The organism is Pedobacter sp., assembly GCF_037719805.1.
GTDB lineage: Bacteria > Bacteroidota > Bacteroidia > Sphingobacteriales > Sphingobacteriaceae > Pedobacter.
This window is the reverse complement of record NZ_JBBJLZ010000002.1, coordinates 1,040,404-1,056,569: the sequence shown is the minus strand read 5'-3', so window position 1 is coordinate 1,056,569 and position 16,166 is coordinate 1,040,404. Positions and strand designations below refer to the sequence as shown.

Sequence of the window (16,166 nt, the reverse complement as noted above, 5' to 3'; positions counted from 1 at the left end):
ATCAAAATACCCTTCAGATTTCTCTGAAGGGTATTCTTGTTTATAAGCAGTTTTCTGTTTAACACCCCGTCATTCCGGCGAAGGCCGGAACGCCGGCAAATATTTACATGATATCTATAAGCTTTTCATTAGTTTAATGCTATTAGGCACAAGGTTTGTAGGGAATTTTGGTATATTCGAGACAAATTAAAACGACAAGCTAATGACTTTTTATGCAGAGAGAAGAAAGGAAGTAATGCTACATATAGAGAGCTATATGCTTGATATGATGGGTACTTACTTAAAACCAATTGACACTAATTGGCAGCCTTCTGATTTCTTACCTGATTCTACCAGTGAAACATTTTACCAGGATATTAAAATACTGCGTGAGAATGCAAAAGATCTTTCCTATGACTTGGTAGCCGTTTTGATTGGAGATACCATTACAGAAGAAGCATTACCAACGTATGAATCATGGTTGTCCATGGTTGATGGAATTACAAGAAATGAAGAGGGTGGTTGGATGAAATGGGTACGTCATTGGACTGCTGAAGAAAACCGCCATGGAGATTTACTAAATAGATATTTATACTTGTCTGGTCGTGTTGATATGAGACAAATGGAGATATCTACACAATATCTTATTGCAGACGGTTTTGACATTGGTACTGGTCACGATCCATACAGAAACTTTATTTATACGTCTTTTCAGGAGCTAGCTACAAATATCTCACACAGACGAGTGGCTTCACTAGCTAAGAGAGACGGTGATGCATTGCTTTCGAAAATGTGTGGTGTAATTGCGTCAGATGAGGCTAGACATGCTAAAGCGTATAAAGACTTTATGTCCAAGATATTCGAAGTAGATCCAAATGAGGCAATGATGGCTTTTGAAGATATGATGAGAAAGAAGATCGTTATGCCTGCTCATTTCCTTAGAGAAATGGGTATGAAGATTGGACAAACGTTTGGTCACTTTACAGATGCTGCACAGCGCCTAGGTGTATACACGGCTATTGACTATGTCGAAATTATGCAACAACTAATAGAAGAGTGGAAGCTTGAAAGTATGCGTGACTTAAACGAGACAGGTGAAAAGGCTCGTGATTATATTATGAAACTTCCCAACAGGCTTCTACGTGTTGCTGAACGTATGAACAATCCAACTATGGATTATAAATTCAGCTGGATACACGGTTAATTTTTTAATAGATAGTTATACAAAAGGCCTACTTAACGCAAGTTAAGTAGGCCTTTTAGTGTCTATACGTTATTGACTTGTGAGTTCTGTAATGGGCTCCCCAATGCAGCCACTCGGCATCTGGATATGTAGCATTGCAGCTAAAGTCGCAGAAATATCTGTCATATGATGCGTTTTATTTGTTTTACCAGCTTTTACATTCCATCCCATAAATATACAAGGGATATGAGAATCATAAGGATTCCAGGAACCATGAGTAGTTCCAGTTTTGCCACCTCCAAAATAGTTTGACTTTAGGATATAGTAAATGTCTCCACTTCTCTTTGAATTGTAACCATAGGTGACCATTTTTTTGATCTCGTCAGGAAGTGTCTCTTGGCTTAATTTATTTAGGTCTACGGCATCCAGTACCTGATCTTGCTGCTTTAAGGCCTCAATTGCCATCATTTTAATCGCATCAAAGCTCACCTTAGCGTCTGTAATTGCTTTATGATCAAAGTAAAACTGGTTGTTACTTGATGCGATAATGGCTGATTTAACCTTGAATTTATCTTCGATAGCTATGTTTAATGATTTAGCCACTTGATTATCGTTAAACAATCCCCCAGGCAGCTTATTTTCTTCCATAAAGCCTGGAACGTGTGCAGCACCATGATCTGAGGAGAGAAAGAACAAATAGTTGCCTTTGCCAATAGTCTTATCCAAATAAGTTAAAAATTCTTCCAGGTCTTTATCTAATCTCAAATAGGTGTCCTCAATTTCAATTGAGTTTGGTCCGTACTGGTGTCCAACATAATCGGTGGATGAGCAACTCACTGCAAGGAAATCAGTTGATGGACCTTTACCGAGGTCTTCTGATAGAATCGCTAGTTTTGCAAGGTCCAGAGTCATCGTGTTTCCATAGGGCGTGCTTCTGATCATATCATAGTTTTTACCAGCATACAATTTCAATGGATGAGGAAAAGTTGGAGTTGCTTCTCCTCTTGCCTTACCTTCATATGGCTTGTTATCTCCCGTACTTTGTGTATATGTATTTATTGGATATAAAGTATTCCAGTTCTTGTCATAAAACTTATTAGCTAACTTGATTTTGTTATAGTCTTCCAGCCAAGTTGGAAGTTTTGACATATAATGAGTACTTGTAATCCAATCTCCCGTTCCACCATCATACCAGTATGCGGCATTAGCAGAATGCCCTGCGGGCATTATCGAACCACGGTCTTTAAGAGAAATGCCAATTACTTTGCTCTGGAAGTTAGTGGCTAGGCGGAGTTCATCGGTAATGGTTGTCACTAAAAGATTCTTGGGAGACATCTTTCCCGCTGTTGTATTACTTCCAACAGTGCTGACAGATGTGTCTTCTGCACAATACATATTCCTATTCACGCTACGGTCATACCAGTCGTTACCAACGATGCCGTTTATCGCAGGCACTGAACCTGTATATATACTCGCATGACCACAAGCAGTATATGTCGGCGTGTATGGAATAAAGGTATTCTCGGCAGAGAAACCTTCATTAATTAATCGCTTAAATCCTCCGGCAGAATATCTACTATAGTATCTGTATAAATAATCCCAGCGCATTTGGTCGATAACCATTCCCACGACTAGTTTCGGTCGGCTGACCTGGGATGGAGAGATCCCGTTCAATGGAAGTTTTGATTTCTTGGTCTGTGCTACTGTCGCTAAACTTACAAGACAACCTAATGCAAACAGTTTTAAAGCTTTCTTTATCATCTAAATAATTGTTCCTAATTGTGTTTAAAGGTAGAGAGATCAGAATTACTATTGTGTAAAGTTTTTATAAAACTTCGGCTACCACAAAAGTACTTCCACCAACAAAAATCGCATCATTTATAGATGCAGCTTTTTTAGCCATGGAGAAGGCTTCTGCAACGGTGGGATAACTGCCACCTTTTAAATCTTGAAGTACCGCTTGCAATCTAAGTTCCTCTGCGGGCAATGCACGTTCCAGATCAGGATTACAGAAATAATAAAGTGCATCTTTTGGTAGTTTTTTTAGTACTGATGAAATGTCTTTGTCTCTAACCATTCCCAATACAATATGTAGCTTGTTATAAGCTAATCTATTCAAGTTGGCTATGACTTCTTTAATGCCTGCCTCATTATGGCCAGTATCGCAAATTATTAAAGGGTTATGACCTAATGTGTGCCATCGCCCTTGTAAGCCCGTAAGTCTCGTTACATTGTTTAGCCCTGAATACACGTGTTCAGCTTTAATCTCAAACCCTTGCTTAACTAGGCTTTCAACCGCTTCTACCACTGACAGCACATTTTTAAGCTGGTAAGAACCAGTTAGATCTAGCTTGAGATCGTCAAAAATGTTCTTACTGCCGTTATGAATTGTAAGTACTAGCGTGTCGTTCTCATAGCGTACTTCTTTAACGTTATTAATCTGATCAGCAAAACTGATTTCACTGCAAGTTTGCCTGGCTTTCTGTAAAAATATAACTGCTGTTTCTTCATCGAATTCTCCGATGATTACCGGAACTTTGTCTTTAATTATACCTGCTTTTTCTAAGGCGATTTCTTTTAAGGTATTGCCAAGGAGGTTGGTGTGATCAAGACTTATATTGGTTATTATAGATAGCAAAGGAGTGATAACGTTAGTAGAATCAAGTCTACCACCGAGGCCAACTTCTATGATGGCAATATCTACTTCATTTTCGGCAAAGTACTTAAAGGCCATTCCTACGGTAACTTCAAAGAAAGATGGGTCAAGCTTCTCTACAACTGGCTTTATTTGTTCAGTAAAAGTTTGAACAAACTCCTTTTGTATCATTTGACCGTTGATGCGAATTCGTTCTCGAAAGTCAAGAAGGTGAGGGGAGGTGTAAAGACCAACCTTGTATCCAGCTTCTTGTAAGATTGATGCAAGCATGTGAGAGGTAGATCCCTTGCCATTTGTACCACCAATATGGACAGAGTTAAATTTGAGTTGTGGATTGCCAAGATGTTCGCATAAGGCGATAGTATTGTGAAGGTCTTTCTTATACGCTGATGCTCCTATACGCGTAAACATGGGTAATCTGGAGTATAAATAATCCAGAGTTTGTTGGTAGTCCATTGTTTAGTAACTAAAAATTTTGGAAAGCTATTTCACTTTGAAATTGAATACCACAACACCGATTTGCACATCCGGCGCTGATTCTGACTGTGTTAATCTGGCGCCCATTACTGCATCTCTGCACTTTTGCCATAATTCTCTATCATTAAGTGTTGTTCCTTTGACCCCCGGAGTTGCGTCAATTACGACCCCACTCTTGTTGATTTTAATTCTTACAGCGATTTTCCCAGTCTTTTGTCCGTCATCTTGCGGAGTAACCAGGTTGGTGAACTTTCTTAGAGCAATTGGAGTTTCCCCAAAACCTGAACCACCCTCACCATAATTAGTTGCCAATGGATCACCATCTTTATCTCCCTGATTACCTGCAGTTGTTCCGGTGCCATCGCCACCTCCAGTTCCTTTATTGGTTTTACCTTTATACAAGGCATTTTGGTTAACCACCGGTTTAGCAGGCTTGTTGTTAGAGGTAGCAGTGGGAGTGGTGTTCTTGCTAGTTGTTTTACTATTCACCTTTACCGCATCTTCGGTATTTTGAGTCATTATTTCCTTGTCGCTTGATTCCTTCGTCGGCTGCTCCTTGGTTGGCTCCGTTGGAACTACCTTATCTGGTGGCTGATTGTTAGCGTTAGGGTCGGCCGAGGGTTCTTCTATACTGGTATAGTCATCGCCCATACCTTCAGCGGAAGTTCCATAATTAACAATCATTCCTCCCATGCCTGTATCTACAGGTTCAAATTTTCCAATGATTATAAAAAAGCTCAATATCAATAAAGCGCCCATGATACCTGTAGATATCGCAATGGCTTTAGGATAATTGTTTTCTTCGTTTGAATGTGTCATTGCTTTTTAGGTTCTACTGCTAACACAAGTTTTAGTCCTAACTTATTGGCTACATCATATACTACAAAGGTGTTTTCAATTGAAACCTGGCCATCTGCATAAAGCACTACGGATAAGTCTGGAGCTGAAGCTTTGTAACTCTCTAATGTTTTTTGCAGATTCTCCAGAGTGGTTGGCTGCTTGTCAACAAAATAATTTAAGTCTTTATCAATGGATATCGTTACTGTTTTTTGAGCTGTAGATTGCTGTCCTGATTCCGATCTCGGGAGTAGTAGTTTTACAACTTTGGGGTTGACTACAGCTGATGCCAACAGGAAAAACAACATCAGGAAAAACATGATGTCATTCAACGCTGAGGTGTGGACCTCAACAGTACCTTTTTGTCGTTTGCGTAAATTCATTATTTTCCTGGCTCCTCAAGTAGATCTATGAATTCAATTGAATCTGTCTCCATTCTTAGAATAATACGTTCTACCATGTTGTTTAGTATATGATATAAAACATATGCGATGATACCTACGATTAATCCAGTTGCTGAGGTGATCATTTTTGTATATAAGCCACCAGAAATTGTACCTATTTCAATCGCACCTTTTATAGATACATCATGGAAGATAGTGATAACCCCTATAATTGTACCTACGAATCCCAGCATTGGTGCAATACCCGCAATAATTCCAAGTATGCTTATATTTTTTTCCAACTTGGACACTTCTAACTTTCCATTATTTTCAATAGCTGCTTCTATGTCCTTAATTGGACGACCGATACGTTTCAATCCCTTCTCTAACATGCGGGCAAGCGGAGAATTATTGTTTTTGCAGAGTGCGATCGCATTGTCCAATCTGCCATCATGAATGTATTGCTTAATTTGAAGCATTAGATTTGACTCTGTTTTAGTAGCTTTTCTTATGGTGATGTAACGCTCGACAAATATAATAAGACCGGCGAAGGCAAGTAATGCCAATGGGATCATTACCCAGCCACCTTTAAATAGCAAATCTATGAAATGTAATTCTTCTGGCGCTACTGCAACGGGTTGCGCTAGATTATTGGCTGTGTCGACAAGTTGATTGGCCGTATCGGTTACGCCTTGTAATAATGTAATCATGTTTATTTAGGTTTTTGTATGTGTTTGTTTTGGAAAATGTAAAGGTCCTTATTCTTTAACTTCTGAATAAGCAATTTGCGACCCTCTTTAGCACTTTCTTCATCATTAAAAGTTGCTATACTCATCTTAGTTCTCTTGCCTGGCAAGGCAGGCATAGGCTTCGCTATATAGCCTCTCGACTTCATATCCTTGATATACCAATTCACCTCTTTCTTTGTCAATGAGGCGCCAATAATTTCCCATGTAATAGCCGGTGATGATGTGCTGGGAGGTGGTACTACGCTTGAAATCACTCCAGCTGTATCTTTTGCAGTAAGTGGGATAGCCATTTTACTTGAATCAATAACAGCTGCTGTGTCGATTTTTATGGGTGCAACTGGAGGAATTGCTGGTTTTTTAGTTGTCGTTTGAACTGCGGTAACAGGGCTTTCGTTAAACCACTCAGGTCGGATAAAATATGCGACGGCACCAAGTGTGACCAGTAAGATCACAGCGAGAGCCAGTCCTTTAATCCAGGCAGGGATTCCCCGGCCGGTATCTTCTGATGTATCATTAGATTTTTCGCTAGTCGAAGACGTCGATCTTTCCCGGTCAAAGTGCCAAATGTTTGCGGTTCCATTATCAGAACTTGCTGAGTTAGTATTAGGGCGAGCCTTAACATCTACAGGTTCTGACGCAGTTTCTTTTGAAGCTGATTGTTCTACAAAACCCTGAGGGGTTGGCGATGGCTTAGGCTCCTGGACTTCATCACTCACTTTCGAAACTACCTGTTCTTGGTCAATTTCCTCTTGGATCAGCGTTTCTGGAGTCTCAATTTCTATCTGTGGCTCTGAAGTCGTTATTGGTGAAAGTTCAGTAATTTCGTCATAAACGTCTTGGTTATCATTAACAGTGCTCGTAGCTGGGAGATCAACTAAGCTACTGGTTTCGGCGTCCGACGATGAAGTCTCCTTTTCGGTTGTGCTTAGTTTAGGAAGGCCATAATAGTCCGAGCCTAAATCGGGACTGCCTTGTTCTTTCAATATTAAACTGTTCTCTCTATAGGTGAGTATACCTAAGGAATCCAGATCTGCTTCGTTAGAAACTGCCAACTGCCTTCTGATGTCTTCTTTAAACAGACCGATATAGTGTTTCGCTGATTCCGCTGCTATGTTTCCCCGCTCGGAAAGGTAGATGATCAAATTCGAGGTTTCTGATACCTCATCTTTAAAACTCAAGGTGTGCTTAGGTGGTATAAACGAGTGGCTTTCCATGTCATACCGCCCTGGTACTTTCACTTTAACAAACGTGCCCAGTCCCTCGATTCCAACTTCCTTTTTCGTTTTTAATAAATCTGTCAGGTATGATAAGATATCCATTTTTGTAAAAATAAATTTAAATTCCGTATCAACCAATTAATAATTGAAAAGCTACTAGAATGAGTAACTGATGCCACCAAATACGTTAAGGCCGATTGTTTCGTAATACAAAAATCTGCTATACGATGAATTCAGTAAGTTGTTAACCTTGGCAAATGCAGAAAACTTGTTGTTGATCCTGTAGTTAGCTCCGGCGCCCAGATCGACAAATCCCTTCACTGTAACTACCCTTTCTTGGGTTGGATCTGGGATAAAATATGGGTTTGCGGGTGCTGATGTGTATACTTTTGCTTTACTGTCGTCTTGAATAATAACAGAACCCGTTAATGAAAGCTCGTCCGTAACATTTAGCCAGAAGTCTGAACTTATTCTCAGTAGCGGTTTATACCAGCTTTGAGTTTCTGAAGCTGGACTATAGTCATCAAAGTTTACTTTCCCTGTCCATTTCAATGCATCGCTAACCTGAACTGAAAGTTCTCCTTCAAGGCCTATAAGCTTCATTGACCCGAAGTCATAGATGACATCAAATTTATTGAACTGATTGAAGCTGTTTACGAATAATGGCATATCTTCAATCTTTTTGTGGTAGAAACGTGCTTTATAGCCAAATCCGGGTCCTGCGGTTCCTTTTATACCTCCGCTGATACTTAGCTTTTCAATTGAATTTTTGATAGTGATATTATTATTAAGGAACGGGTTTTCATCAGTGAGCTGCTTTAATGAATTTCTGTTTACGTCACCTTTAACTTCCCCAAAGATCTGTAAGTAATCGGGTATCAGGGTGAAATCAGCAGTAATGGCTGGGAAAATACGAGTCGAAGAAAATGTTCCAAATTCTTGTGCAAAATTTATCCCTGCATTAATTTTTACACCGTTAGCTTGAAGTCTTATATACGGGTTTAGTTTAAATAGGTTGTTTCCTACAGAGGTAAGCGAATCTTTTGTGTTTCCAAATTCAGCAGAACTTGACAGACCTACATTAAAGCTACTAATCCTCTTGTTTAAAGAGCCGGTTAATAGTATTGACTTCTCGGTTGCATTGTATTTATCACTCCACACATATCCATTCACCTTGGCTGCATAACTCAGCGCATCAGGATCTTCCACAAATTTGCTTACGATTTCTCCCTCTGCTTCCACGAAATTCAACACTTGTTTTTCCGGGTTAGGATTTAGAGCAGAATTTTCCTTATCAATACCATAAAAGTATAATCCGTTACGTTGAAAATTGATACGGCCATTTAGAGTATATTGATCTCCAATAGTCCTCCCAAAAGCACTTAGTCTTTGTTGATCAGCCTTTTGTTTATTAAGTTTTCCTGACTGACTAAAATGCTGAAAAAACGCACCAGCTTGCAACCCCGGATCATCGCCAATATTAATATAAGCTTCGCCCAAGAGCGTCTTGGCGGTCCCGAATCCACCTTTAACATAATTATTGATGAACTCATGCTGTTTTTCATCTGCCACCTGCTGAGCCTGTAACTTATTGATATCTGAGTTAAGTTCAAGCTTACGGTCTGTAAGGCTATAATTGAATTTTGCTTTAAACGTTTTTAGATCATTTAAATCGGGACTTCGTCTAAGTTTTACAGCTTCAGCTAACACAGGCTTGTAAGGCCTTACCACTTCAATTTCTTCAGTTACGGCTTTGTCATCTGTCTTTTTTTCAGTAGTCTTGGTATCTTGAGCCTTCAACTCGAAGACGCCCATAGTAAGTAAAATGATAGTAGTATATAATATTTTTTGTAATCTCATGTCTTGTTCTTTATTTGATTTTTAGCAATTTTTCTTTAGCCGTTGGAACGATATCGTCTTTCCCGTCATAGTTGTCAATGATACTTAGTAGTGTACTCTTAGCTTGTAAATTGTCTTTGAGTGCAACATAATTATCCGACAACAGAATGAACGACTTTGCTACCCAATAATCATAGGATGGCATATTATTTATCAAATCAAAACAAGTTTTAGTTGATGTCTTGTAATCTCTTTTTGCATACTGCACAACTGCGAGATTATACTTAGCTTCAGCAGCGGCAACGGTTTTTGTTTTATTAACTACGTTGTTGAACGCTTTTACAGCCATTGCGGTATCGGCTTTAAGTAGGTAAGCTTTACCTGCATATAAGTCAGCACTGTTTTTTTCTTCCTCAGACCCTTTCTCAGATTCCTTGATCAGGTTTACATATTTAACAACGTCGTCTGGCATATTTAACGCGTCATAAGCCTTTAACAAGTTATTCAGCGCGAAACTATAGTGTGCTTTATAGTCTGCAGTAGTTTCTAATCTTTTAAGATAAACGATAGCTTCGTTGTACTTTTTCTGGTCAAGGAATAGCTTAGATATGCTCACTAAAGACCTTTCAGTATAGTCACTGGTCCAGTCAGTTAATATAAATTCATAGTCCGGCACTGCCTCCAGCGGCCTGTCCAGTTTAACTAAGGACTCTGCCCTAACAAACTTTGCTTCTTTATCATGTATTGCTTTCGGGAACTTATCGAAATAAGCATTAACCGCTTCAAAAGCACCCTTGAAATCTCCTTTCAAGTACCTGTTGTTCGCAGCCTGGAATACGATATGGTCTTGTTCTGCAACTGAATAATTACCTAGTGGAGTAGAATTGGCGTAGGTAATAAACCCTTCAGAGTCACCTCTGTCTACGTAAATATTTTTTATGGATTCTAGCGCTTGTTTGGCTTCTTCAGTGCTTGCATACTCTCTGATAACCTTTTTGAACGATTCCAGTGCCTCGTCATCTTTGTCTTGATTATACTGAACCAACCCAATTGTAACCAAGGCTCTGGGTACATAGCTACTATTAGGATATTTGCTTACCAAACTAATTAGATCGGATTTAGATTTGTCAAAGTCGCCTTTATTGAAGTAGGTGTATGCAGTTTCAAATCCTGCATCATCGGCGTAATTTGAATTTGGGAATTTATTCAAAAGCCCCTGCATAGTGGCGATTTTTGCATCATTTGCGTTTTCCAAACCTTGGATCATACCTCGTTGAAAAAGCGCATAATCTTCTCCTGTAGCGCCAGCGGCTATTATTCTATTATAATTAGTTAGCGCATTGCCATAACTTTTACTTACGAAATAAGAATCAGCGAGTCGAATGATTGCATCGTTTACTGTTTTTTGATCTTTGTCATTTCCGTTCAAAAACCTTTCAAAGTAATTTGCTGCTTTGCTATATTTTTCATCTTCAAAGGCAGAATAGGCGAGGGCGTAGTTAGCAAAATTGTATACACCAGTCTTTTTAGCTCCTGGCATCTCCAGGAAAGTCTCAAAATGGTTAACGGCCTCTCCAAATTTCCGTAACTCATAGGAGGCCTCAGCCTTCCAATACGTGTTCAAAGCGAGTACTTCTTCATCTTCAGGAAACTTCTCTGATCTAAGGAACATAGAAAGTGCATTGGGAAATGCACGTTCATTATAAAATTCTAATCCCCTAAAATAAGTTACTTTCTGATAGGCTTCTTTTGCTTCGGGCGACTTATTTTGAATAGGCTCAAGGATATCTATTGCTGCCTGATAATTTTTGCTGGTAAGCAAGATCTCACCAAGTAGCGTTTTGGCTTCATTGATCTTTTTTGAATTTGGAAACTGTTTTAGGAAGTTCTGTGTCGACTCCAAGGCCTGTTGATTGAAATCCAGTTCGTAGCTTAATCGCGCATAGTTAATCCATGACTCTTCCTGTACGACCTTATCAAAGTCTAGTCTGGAAGCCCTAAAAAAAGCGCTTCTTGCTTTTTCTTTGCTTTTAAGCTCAATAAATGAACGACCCAGGGTATACATTCCGCTTTGTAAATAAACATCATCGGTATTAAGTTTCTCAAGTACAGAGATTGACTGCGTATACTTTTTTAGTTGGAAAAGTGAATAACCGTATTGATAGGTAAATAGATTGTTCTGAACATTTGACTTATCCTTCGAATAGAATTCAGCAAAGTATTTTTCTGCGTTCGGATAGTCAGACTTTGCGAAGTATGATGCAGCGATTAAACTCAACATCTCTGCTTCATATTGCTGCTTAGAAGACTTTAGAATTGGAATGGCATAACTTAGAACATCATCATATCTTTCATCGAGATAGTACATTGAGGTGATGTAATAAGGATAACTAGCTTCGTAAGTTGGTGATCCCTTCAGTTTTTCGAAATTACTTAATGCTGTTTTATATTCTTTATTAAGGTAATTGATGTAGGCAAAGTAGTAGGTAGCACTTTCTTGAAAAGGTGATTCTTCTTTCTTTACGGCTTCAAAAAGTGGCTCTGCTTTTTCAATATCTTTCAGTTCAAAATAAGAATAGCCTTGCTTGAATTGGTATTCCAGACGTTGTTTTGCAGAAAGAGAAGATGGATCTGTTTTTTCAAACCACTCGAGAGCCTTCGGGTAATTCTTCTGAGCGAAATACGACTTCCCAACATGGAAATAGGCAAGCTTTGCATTTGAATTTAGTGGATATTCTTTAATAAAATTTTGAAAAAGACTTTCCGCATCACTATTTCCAAGCTCTAAAGCACACACTGCAGCATAAAACTTTGCATTTTCTTTCAGTAAGGAAAGTTCTGCATTACTTTCTTGTTGGATACTTGGTTTTTCACGTATTTGTTCGACAAGCCGAAACTGTTGTGCTGCAGCAACATATTTCTCGTTGTGTAAAAGCTCAAGTCCTGTTTGATAGTTTTTATTAAGATTTACTAACCTGCTGCTCTGGGCATAAGTAGCCGTAAAGCCGCCTGCTAATAACAGCGGAATAAAAAGGTAATTTTTCTGCATTTGATTTCAAATATGGTTGGTACTAATATAAAAATAGTATAATGGCTTATTAACAGAAGTAATTAACAACTGTGGATAACATCAGTTTAACGATAAGAAAATCGAATTGTTGTAAGATGGACTAAACCCGTTGTGAAGCCAGAAGATACAAAACGGCCATTCTTACGGCGACACCGTTCTCAACCTGCTCAAGGATAATCGATTGTTTACTATCGGCTACATCGCTGGTAATCTCAACGCCTCTATTTATTGGACCAGGATGCATAATAATAATTTCCTTATCTAGACGATCAAGGATTTGCTTATTCAAACCATACATCATTGCATACTCTCTTAACGACGGAAAGTATTTGATGTCTTGTCGTTCAAGCTGAATTCTAAGCATATTGGCAACATCGCACCAGTTGAGCGCCTTGACCAGATCATGTTCTACTTTAACCCCTAATGATTCAATGTGCTTTGGTATTAAGGTTGTAGGTCCGCAAACCATCACTTCTGCACCAAGTTTTTGTAGGCATAGAATATTAGAAATAGCTACTCTTGAGTGAAGTATGTCGCCAACAATGACAATTTTCTTTCCTGCTACTTCTCCAAGTTTCTGACGAATCGAGTAGGCGTCCAACAATGCTTGCGTAGGATGCTCATGCGCACCGTCACCTGCATTTATTATTTGTGCATTGATATGTTTGCTAAGAAATACGCCTGCGCCCGCATATGGATGACGCATCACTACCATATCCACTTTCATCGCGAGAATATTGTTCACAGTATCAACAAGCGTTTCTCCTTTGCTTACTGACGACGAGGAAGCTGCAAAGTTGACAACGTCAGCAGAGAGTCGCTTTTCAGCAAGCTCAAATGAAAGTTTGGTACGAGTAGAGTTTTCAAAGAAGATATTTGCAATTGTAACGTCTCGTAAAGAGGGAACTCGCTTAATCGGTCTGTTGATTACATCTTTGAAATTGTCAGCAGTTTCAAAGATCAAATCTATATCGTTTCGGTTTATGTCTTTTATACCCAAAAGATGTCGTGTTGATAATTGTTCTACTGCCATACTATTTATTTGTTTCTGAAATCAAAATCACTTTATCTTCTCCCTCGGTTTCCTTCCAGCTCACTTTTACATGCTGAGAGTTTAGGCTGTCAACCTGCTGACCGATATAGTCCGGCTCAATAGGTAACTGTCTAGAAAATCTCCTGTCGATCAGTACTAGAAGCTCGACTTTAGCAGGTCGGCCATAGGCAAGTAGTGCATCCATTGCAGACCTAATTGTTCTTCCTGTCCAAAGTACATCATCAATAAGAATTACTTTCTTTCCTTCAATAATGAAATCGATTGTATTACTGCTAGCAGACACCAAGCTATCTTTCCGCCTAAAATCGTCCCTAAAAAATGTAATGTCGAGATTTCCTTTTTTGATGGTTTGATCGTCGATAATTGCTGAGAGCTCTTGCTGAATCCTATCAGCAAAAAAGCTGCCTCTTGGCTGAATGCCAATCAAAACAGTATTAGAAAAGTCATTATGATTCTCAATTAATTGGTGACACAGTCTCTTAATTGTGATTTGGAATTTATTTCCGTCTAGCAGAGTTCTTTTTTGCATTGACTAATTATTAAGCAAATATAAAAAATCGAATCGAATAAAACTTACTGTTACCAGCTTTTATGCATGGAGCTTTCACATTAACTTTCTGAGTACAGCGCATAAAAAAAGCCCCTCTAAAGAGGAGCTTTTCAATATATTGACTTAAAGATTAGCTCTTTTTAGCTTTGCTTTCTTCACCTTCCATTTGTTGTTTTAGTTGTGCAAGCACGCTTAAATCACCTAATGTAGATTTTTCAACAGAATCTTTAACTTTTTTCACTGCACTGCTAGAAGCCTTAGCTTCTTTTTTCTTACTAGCTCTTTCTTCAGCAACTGCTTCAGCTTTAGCCTCTTCCCAAATACGGGCGTGAGAAACTACGATACGTTTTGCATCCTTGTTAAATTCAATGATTTTAAAATCATTGGTTTCTTCAGCTTTGATCGTTGAACCGTCTTCCTTAGTCATGTGTTTAGTCGGTACGAAACCTTCTACGCCGTATGGTAAAGCAATAACAGCACCTTTATCAGTTACTTTAACAACTGTTCCTTGATGGATTGAATCTACAGTAAAGATAGTCTCAAAAGTGTCCCAAGGATTTTCTTCCAGTTGTTTGTGTCCTAAGCTTAATTTACGACTCTCAACGTCTAATTCAAGTACAACTACATCTAAAGTTTCACCAACTTTAGTGAACTCATTAGGATGGTTTACTTTTTTAGACCATGAAAGATCAGAGATGTGGATCAAACCGTCAATACCTTCCTCAATTTCAACAAATACACCGAAGTTGGTCATGTTTTTAACCACAGCTGTATGTTTGCTTCCGATTGGATATCTTTCAGCAACATTTTGCCAAGGATCTTGAGTCAGTTGTTTGATTCCCAAGCTCATTTTGCGCTCGTCTCTGTCTAAAGTTAAAACTTCAGCTTCGATTTCATCACTAACTTTCAAGAATTCTTGAGGACTGCGTAAGTTTTGTGACCATGACATTTCTGAAACATGGATCAAACCTTCAACTCCTGGGATAATTTCTAAGAAAGCACCGTAATCTGCGACAGTAACAATTTTACCTTTAACTTTAGAGCCAATTGCAAGATTTGGATCTAACGATTCCCAAGGGTGAGGAGTCAATTGTTTTAAGCCTAAAGCAATACGTTTTTTCTCATCATCGAAATCAAGAACAACAACGTTGATTTTCTCGTCTAAGCTTAGCACTTCTTTTGGATGCTCTATGCGGCCCCAAGAGATATCAGTGATGTGAAGAAGTCCGTCAACACCTCCCAAATCGATGAATACACCGAAGTCAGTAATGTTCTTAACGGTACCTTCCAATACCTGACCTTTCTCAAGCTTAGATACGATTTCAACTTTTTGGCTTTCCAAGTCATCCTCAATAAGGATTTTGTGAGATACAACAACGTTTTTAAATTCGTGGTTAATCTTAACAACTTTGAATTCCATTGTTTTACCCACGTACACATCGTAATCGCGGATAGGTTTGATGTCAATTTGAGAACCTGGTAAGAAAGCCTCAACGCCCATGATGTCAACAATAAGACCACCTTTTGTACGGCTTTTAACAAATCCGTTGATGATTCTATCGTTATCAAGAGCTTCATTAATAGTCTCCCATGATCTCTGAGTTTTAGCTCTTTTACGAGATAAAATCAATTGGCCATTTGCATCTTCAGGAGCCTCCACGAAAACGTCAACGGTATCGCCAACTTTTAAATCAGGTGTATCGCGGAACTCAGACGTAGAGACTAAGCCATCAGATTTAAATCCAACATTTAATACTACATCCTTGTTGTTTATTGAAACAACAATACCGCTAATGATTTCACCTTGAGTGATTTGATTGAAAGTATCGGTATACATGTCTTCAAACTTTTTACGGTCTGCGTCACTGTAATTTCCGAATGCTTTGTCGTCTGCATCCCAGTCAAAATCTTGATCTGGAATTGCTAATGATGATTTGATCTGTTCGATCGATACTGAATCAGCTTCTGATTCGATCGTTTCTTTCTCAGCCAGACGAGCGTCTGCGCCTTGTAGTTCGGCTGTTTTAGCCTCTAGTTCTTTTTCTGCTACTTGTTTTTTAGCCATTAAAATTAAATCTCCTTTGTTCCCGTTAGGGATGTCAAAGATAGAAAATTTATATTTTAATAGAAATCTTTTTTTTTTAAATGTTATTGATATTGAACCGATTGTCA

General features: G+C 38.7%; 12 protein-coding genes. 1 reads left to right on the top strand and 11 read right to left on the bottom strand.

Annotated elements, in window-relative coordinates:
• The first annotated feature begins 202 nt into the window (after positions 1-202).
• Positions 203-1,183, top strand: coding sequence for an acyl-ACP desaturase (locus tag WKF66_RS09570; protein WP_489674211.1), 981 nt, complete (start codon positions 203-205; stop codon positions 1,181-1,183).
• A gap of 69 nt (positions 1,184-1,252) precedes the next feature.
• On the opposite strand, the gene pafA is transcribed toward WKF66_RS09570, so the two are convergent.
• From pafA to rpsA, 11 genes are all read right to left on the bottom strand, one after another.
• The gene (gene pafA / locus WKF66_RS09565; RefSeq protein ID WP_489674210.1) at positions 1,253-2,923 is read right to left on the bottom strand and encodes an alkaline phosphatase PafA; all 1,671 of its coding nucleotides are present in this window, start codon (positions 2,921-2,923) and stop codon (positions 1,253-1,255) included.
• 64 nt (positions 2,924-2,987) lie between these two features.
• A complete protein-coding gene (locus WKF66_RS09560; protein ID WP_489674209.1) occupies positions 2,988-4,274 on the bottom strand; it encodes a bifunctional folylpolyglutamate synthase/dihydrofolate synthase in 1,287 nt (428 codons plus the stop codon).
• A gap of 27 nt (positions 4,275-4,301) precedes the next feature.
• Entirely contained in the window at positions 4,302-5,114 is an 813-nt protein-coding gene (locus tag WKF66_RS09555; RefSeq protein ID WP_489674208.1) for an energy transducer TonB, read from the bottom strand.
• Positions 5,111-5,515, bottom strand: coding sequence for an ExbD/TolR family protein (locus tag WKF66_RS09550; protein WP_489674207.1), 405 nt, complete (start codon positions 5,513-5,515; stop codon positions 5,111-5,113). The genes WKF66_RS09555 and WKF66_RS09550 overlap by 4 nt, the downstream gene beginning before the upstream one ends.
• On the bottom strand, positions 5,515-6,225 hold the full coding sequence (locus tag WKF66_RS09545; protein ID WP_489674206.1) for a MotA/TolQ/ExbB proton channel family protein: 711 nt from the start codon (positions 6,223-6,225) through the stop codon (positions 5,515-5,517). The genes WKF66_RS09550 and WKF66_RS09545 overlap by 1 nt, the downstream gene beginning before the upstream one ends.
• Before the next feature lie 2 nt (positions 6,226-6,227).
• On the bottom strand, positions 6,228-7,583 hold the full coding sequence (locus WKF66_RS09540) for an HU domain-containing protein (RefSeq protein WP_489674205.1): 1,356 nt from the start codon (positions 7,581-7,583) through the stop codon (positions 6,228-6,230).
• 54 nt (positions 7,584-7,637) lie between these two features.
• Positions 7,638-9,341, bottom strand: a complete 1,704-nt coding sequence (locus tag WKF66_RS09535; RefSeq protein ID WP_489674204.1) for a hypothetical protein — start codon at positions 9,339-9,341, stop codon at positions 7,638-7,640.
• Positions 9,342-9,351: 10 nt separating this feature from the next.
• The gene (locus WKF66_RS09530; RefSeq protein ID WP_489674203.1) at positions 9,352-12,369 is read right to left on the bottom strand and encodes a tetratricopeptide repeat protein; all 3,018 of its coding nucleotides are present in this window, start codon (positions 12,367-12,369) and stop codon (positions 9,352-9,354) included.
• Positions 12,370-12,490: 121 nt separating this feature from the next.
• Positions 12,491-13,423 carry an aspartate carbamoyltransferase catalytic subunit gene (locus WKF66_RS09525; protein ID WP_489674202.1) on the bottom strand — a complete coding sequence of 311 codons (933 nt, stop codon included), beginning with the start codon at positions 13,421-13,423 and terminating at the stop codon, positions 12,491-12,493.
• Between the two features lies 1 nt (position 13,424).
• Positions 13,425-13,973, bottom strand: a complete 549-nt coding sequence (gene pyrR / locus WKF66_RS09520) for a bifunctional pyr operon transcriptional regulator/uracil phosphoribosyltransferase PyrR (protein ID WP_489674201.1) — start codon at positions 13,971-13,973, stop codon at positions 13,425-13,427.
• Positions 13,974-14,124: 151 nt separating this feature from the next.
• Complete coding sequence (gene rpsA / locus WKF66_RS09515) at positions 14,125-16,059, bottom strand: 30S ribosomal protein S1 (protein ID WP_489674222.1); 1,935 nt, start codon at positions 16,057-16,059, stop codon at positions 14,125-14,127.
• Positions 16,060-16,166: the final 107 nt, after the last annotated feature.

Excerpts from the sequence above, each read along its gene's own strand:
- WKF66_RS09570 (WP_489674211.1), top strand. The coding sequence starts at position 203 with ATGACTTTTTATGCAGAGAGAAGAAAGGAAGTAATGCTACATATAGAG.
- rpsA (WP_489674222.1), bottom strand. The coding sequence starts at position 16,059 with ATGGCTAAAAAACAAGTAGCAGAAAAAGAACTAGAGGCTAAAACAGCC.
- WKF66_RS09545 (WP_489674206.1), bottom strand. The coding sequence starts at position 6,225 with ATGATTACATTATTACAAGGCGTAACCGATACGGCCAATCAACTTGTC.
- WKF66_RS09540 (WP_489674205.1), bottom strand. The coding sequence starts at position 7,583 with ATGGATATCTTATCATACCTGACAGATTTATTAAAAACGAAAAAGGAA.
- WKF66_RS09525 (WP_489674202.1), bottom strand. The coding sequence starts at position 13,423 with ATGGCAGTAGAACAATTATCAACACGACATCTTTTGGGTATAAAAGAC.
- WKF66_RS09535 (WP_489674204.1), bottom strand. The coding sequence starts at position 9,341 with ATGAGATTACAAAAAATATTATATACTACTATCATTTTACTTACTATG.
- WKF66_RS09550 (WP_489674207.1), bottom strand. The coding sequence starts at position 5,515 with ATGAATTTACGCAAACGACAAAAAGGTACTGTTGAGGTCCACACCTCA.
- pyrR (WP_489674201.1), bottom strand. The coding sequence starts at position 13,973 with ATGCAAAAAAGAACTCTGCTAGACGGAAATAAATTCCAAATCACAATT.
- WKF66_RS09560 (WP_489674209.1), bottom strand. The coding sequence starts at position 4,274 with ATGGACTACCAACAAACTCTGGATTATTTATACTCCAGATTACCCATG.
- pafA (WP_489674210.1), bottom strand. The coding sequence starts at position 2,923 with ATGATAAAGAAAGCTTTAAAACTGTTTGCATTAGGTTGTCTTGTAAGT.
- WKF66_RS09555 (WP_489674208.1), bottom strand. The coding sequence starts at position 5,114 with ATGACACATTCAAACGAAGAAAACAATTATCCTAAAGCCATTGCGATA.
- WKF66_RS09530 (WP_489674203.1), bottom strand. The coding sequence starts at position 12,369 with ATGCAGAAAAATTACCTTTTTATTCCGCTGTTATTAGCAGGCGGCTTT.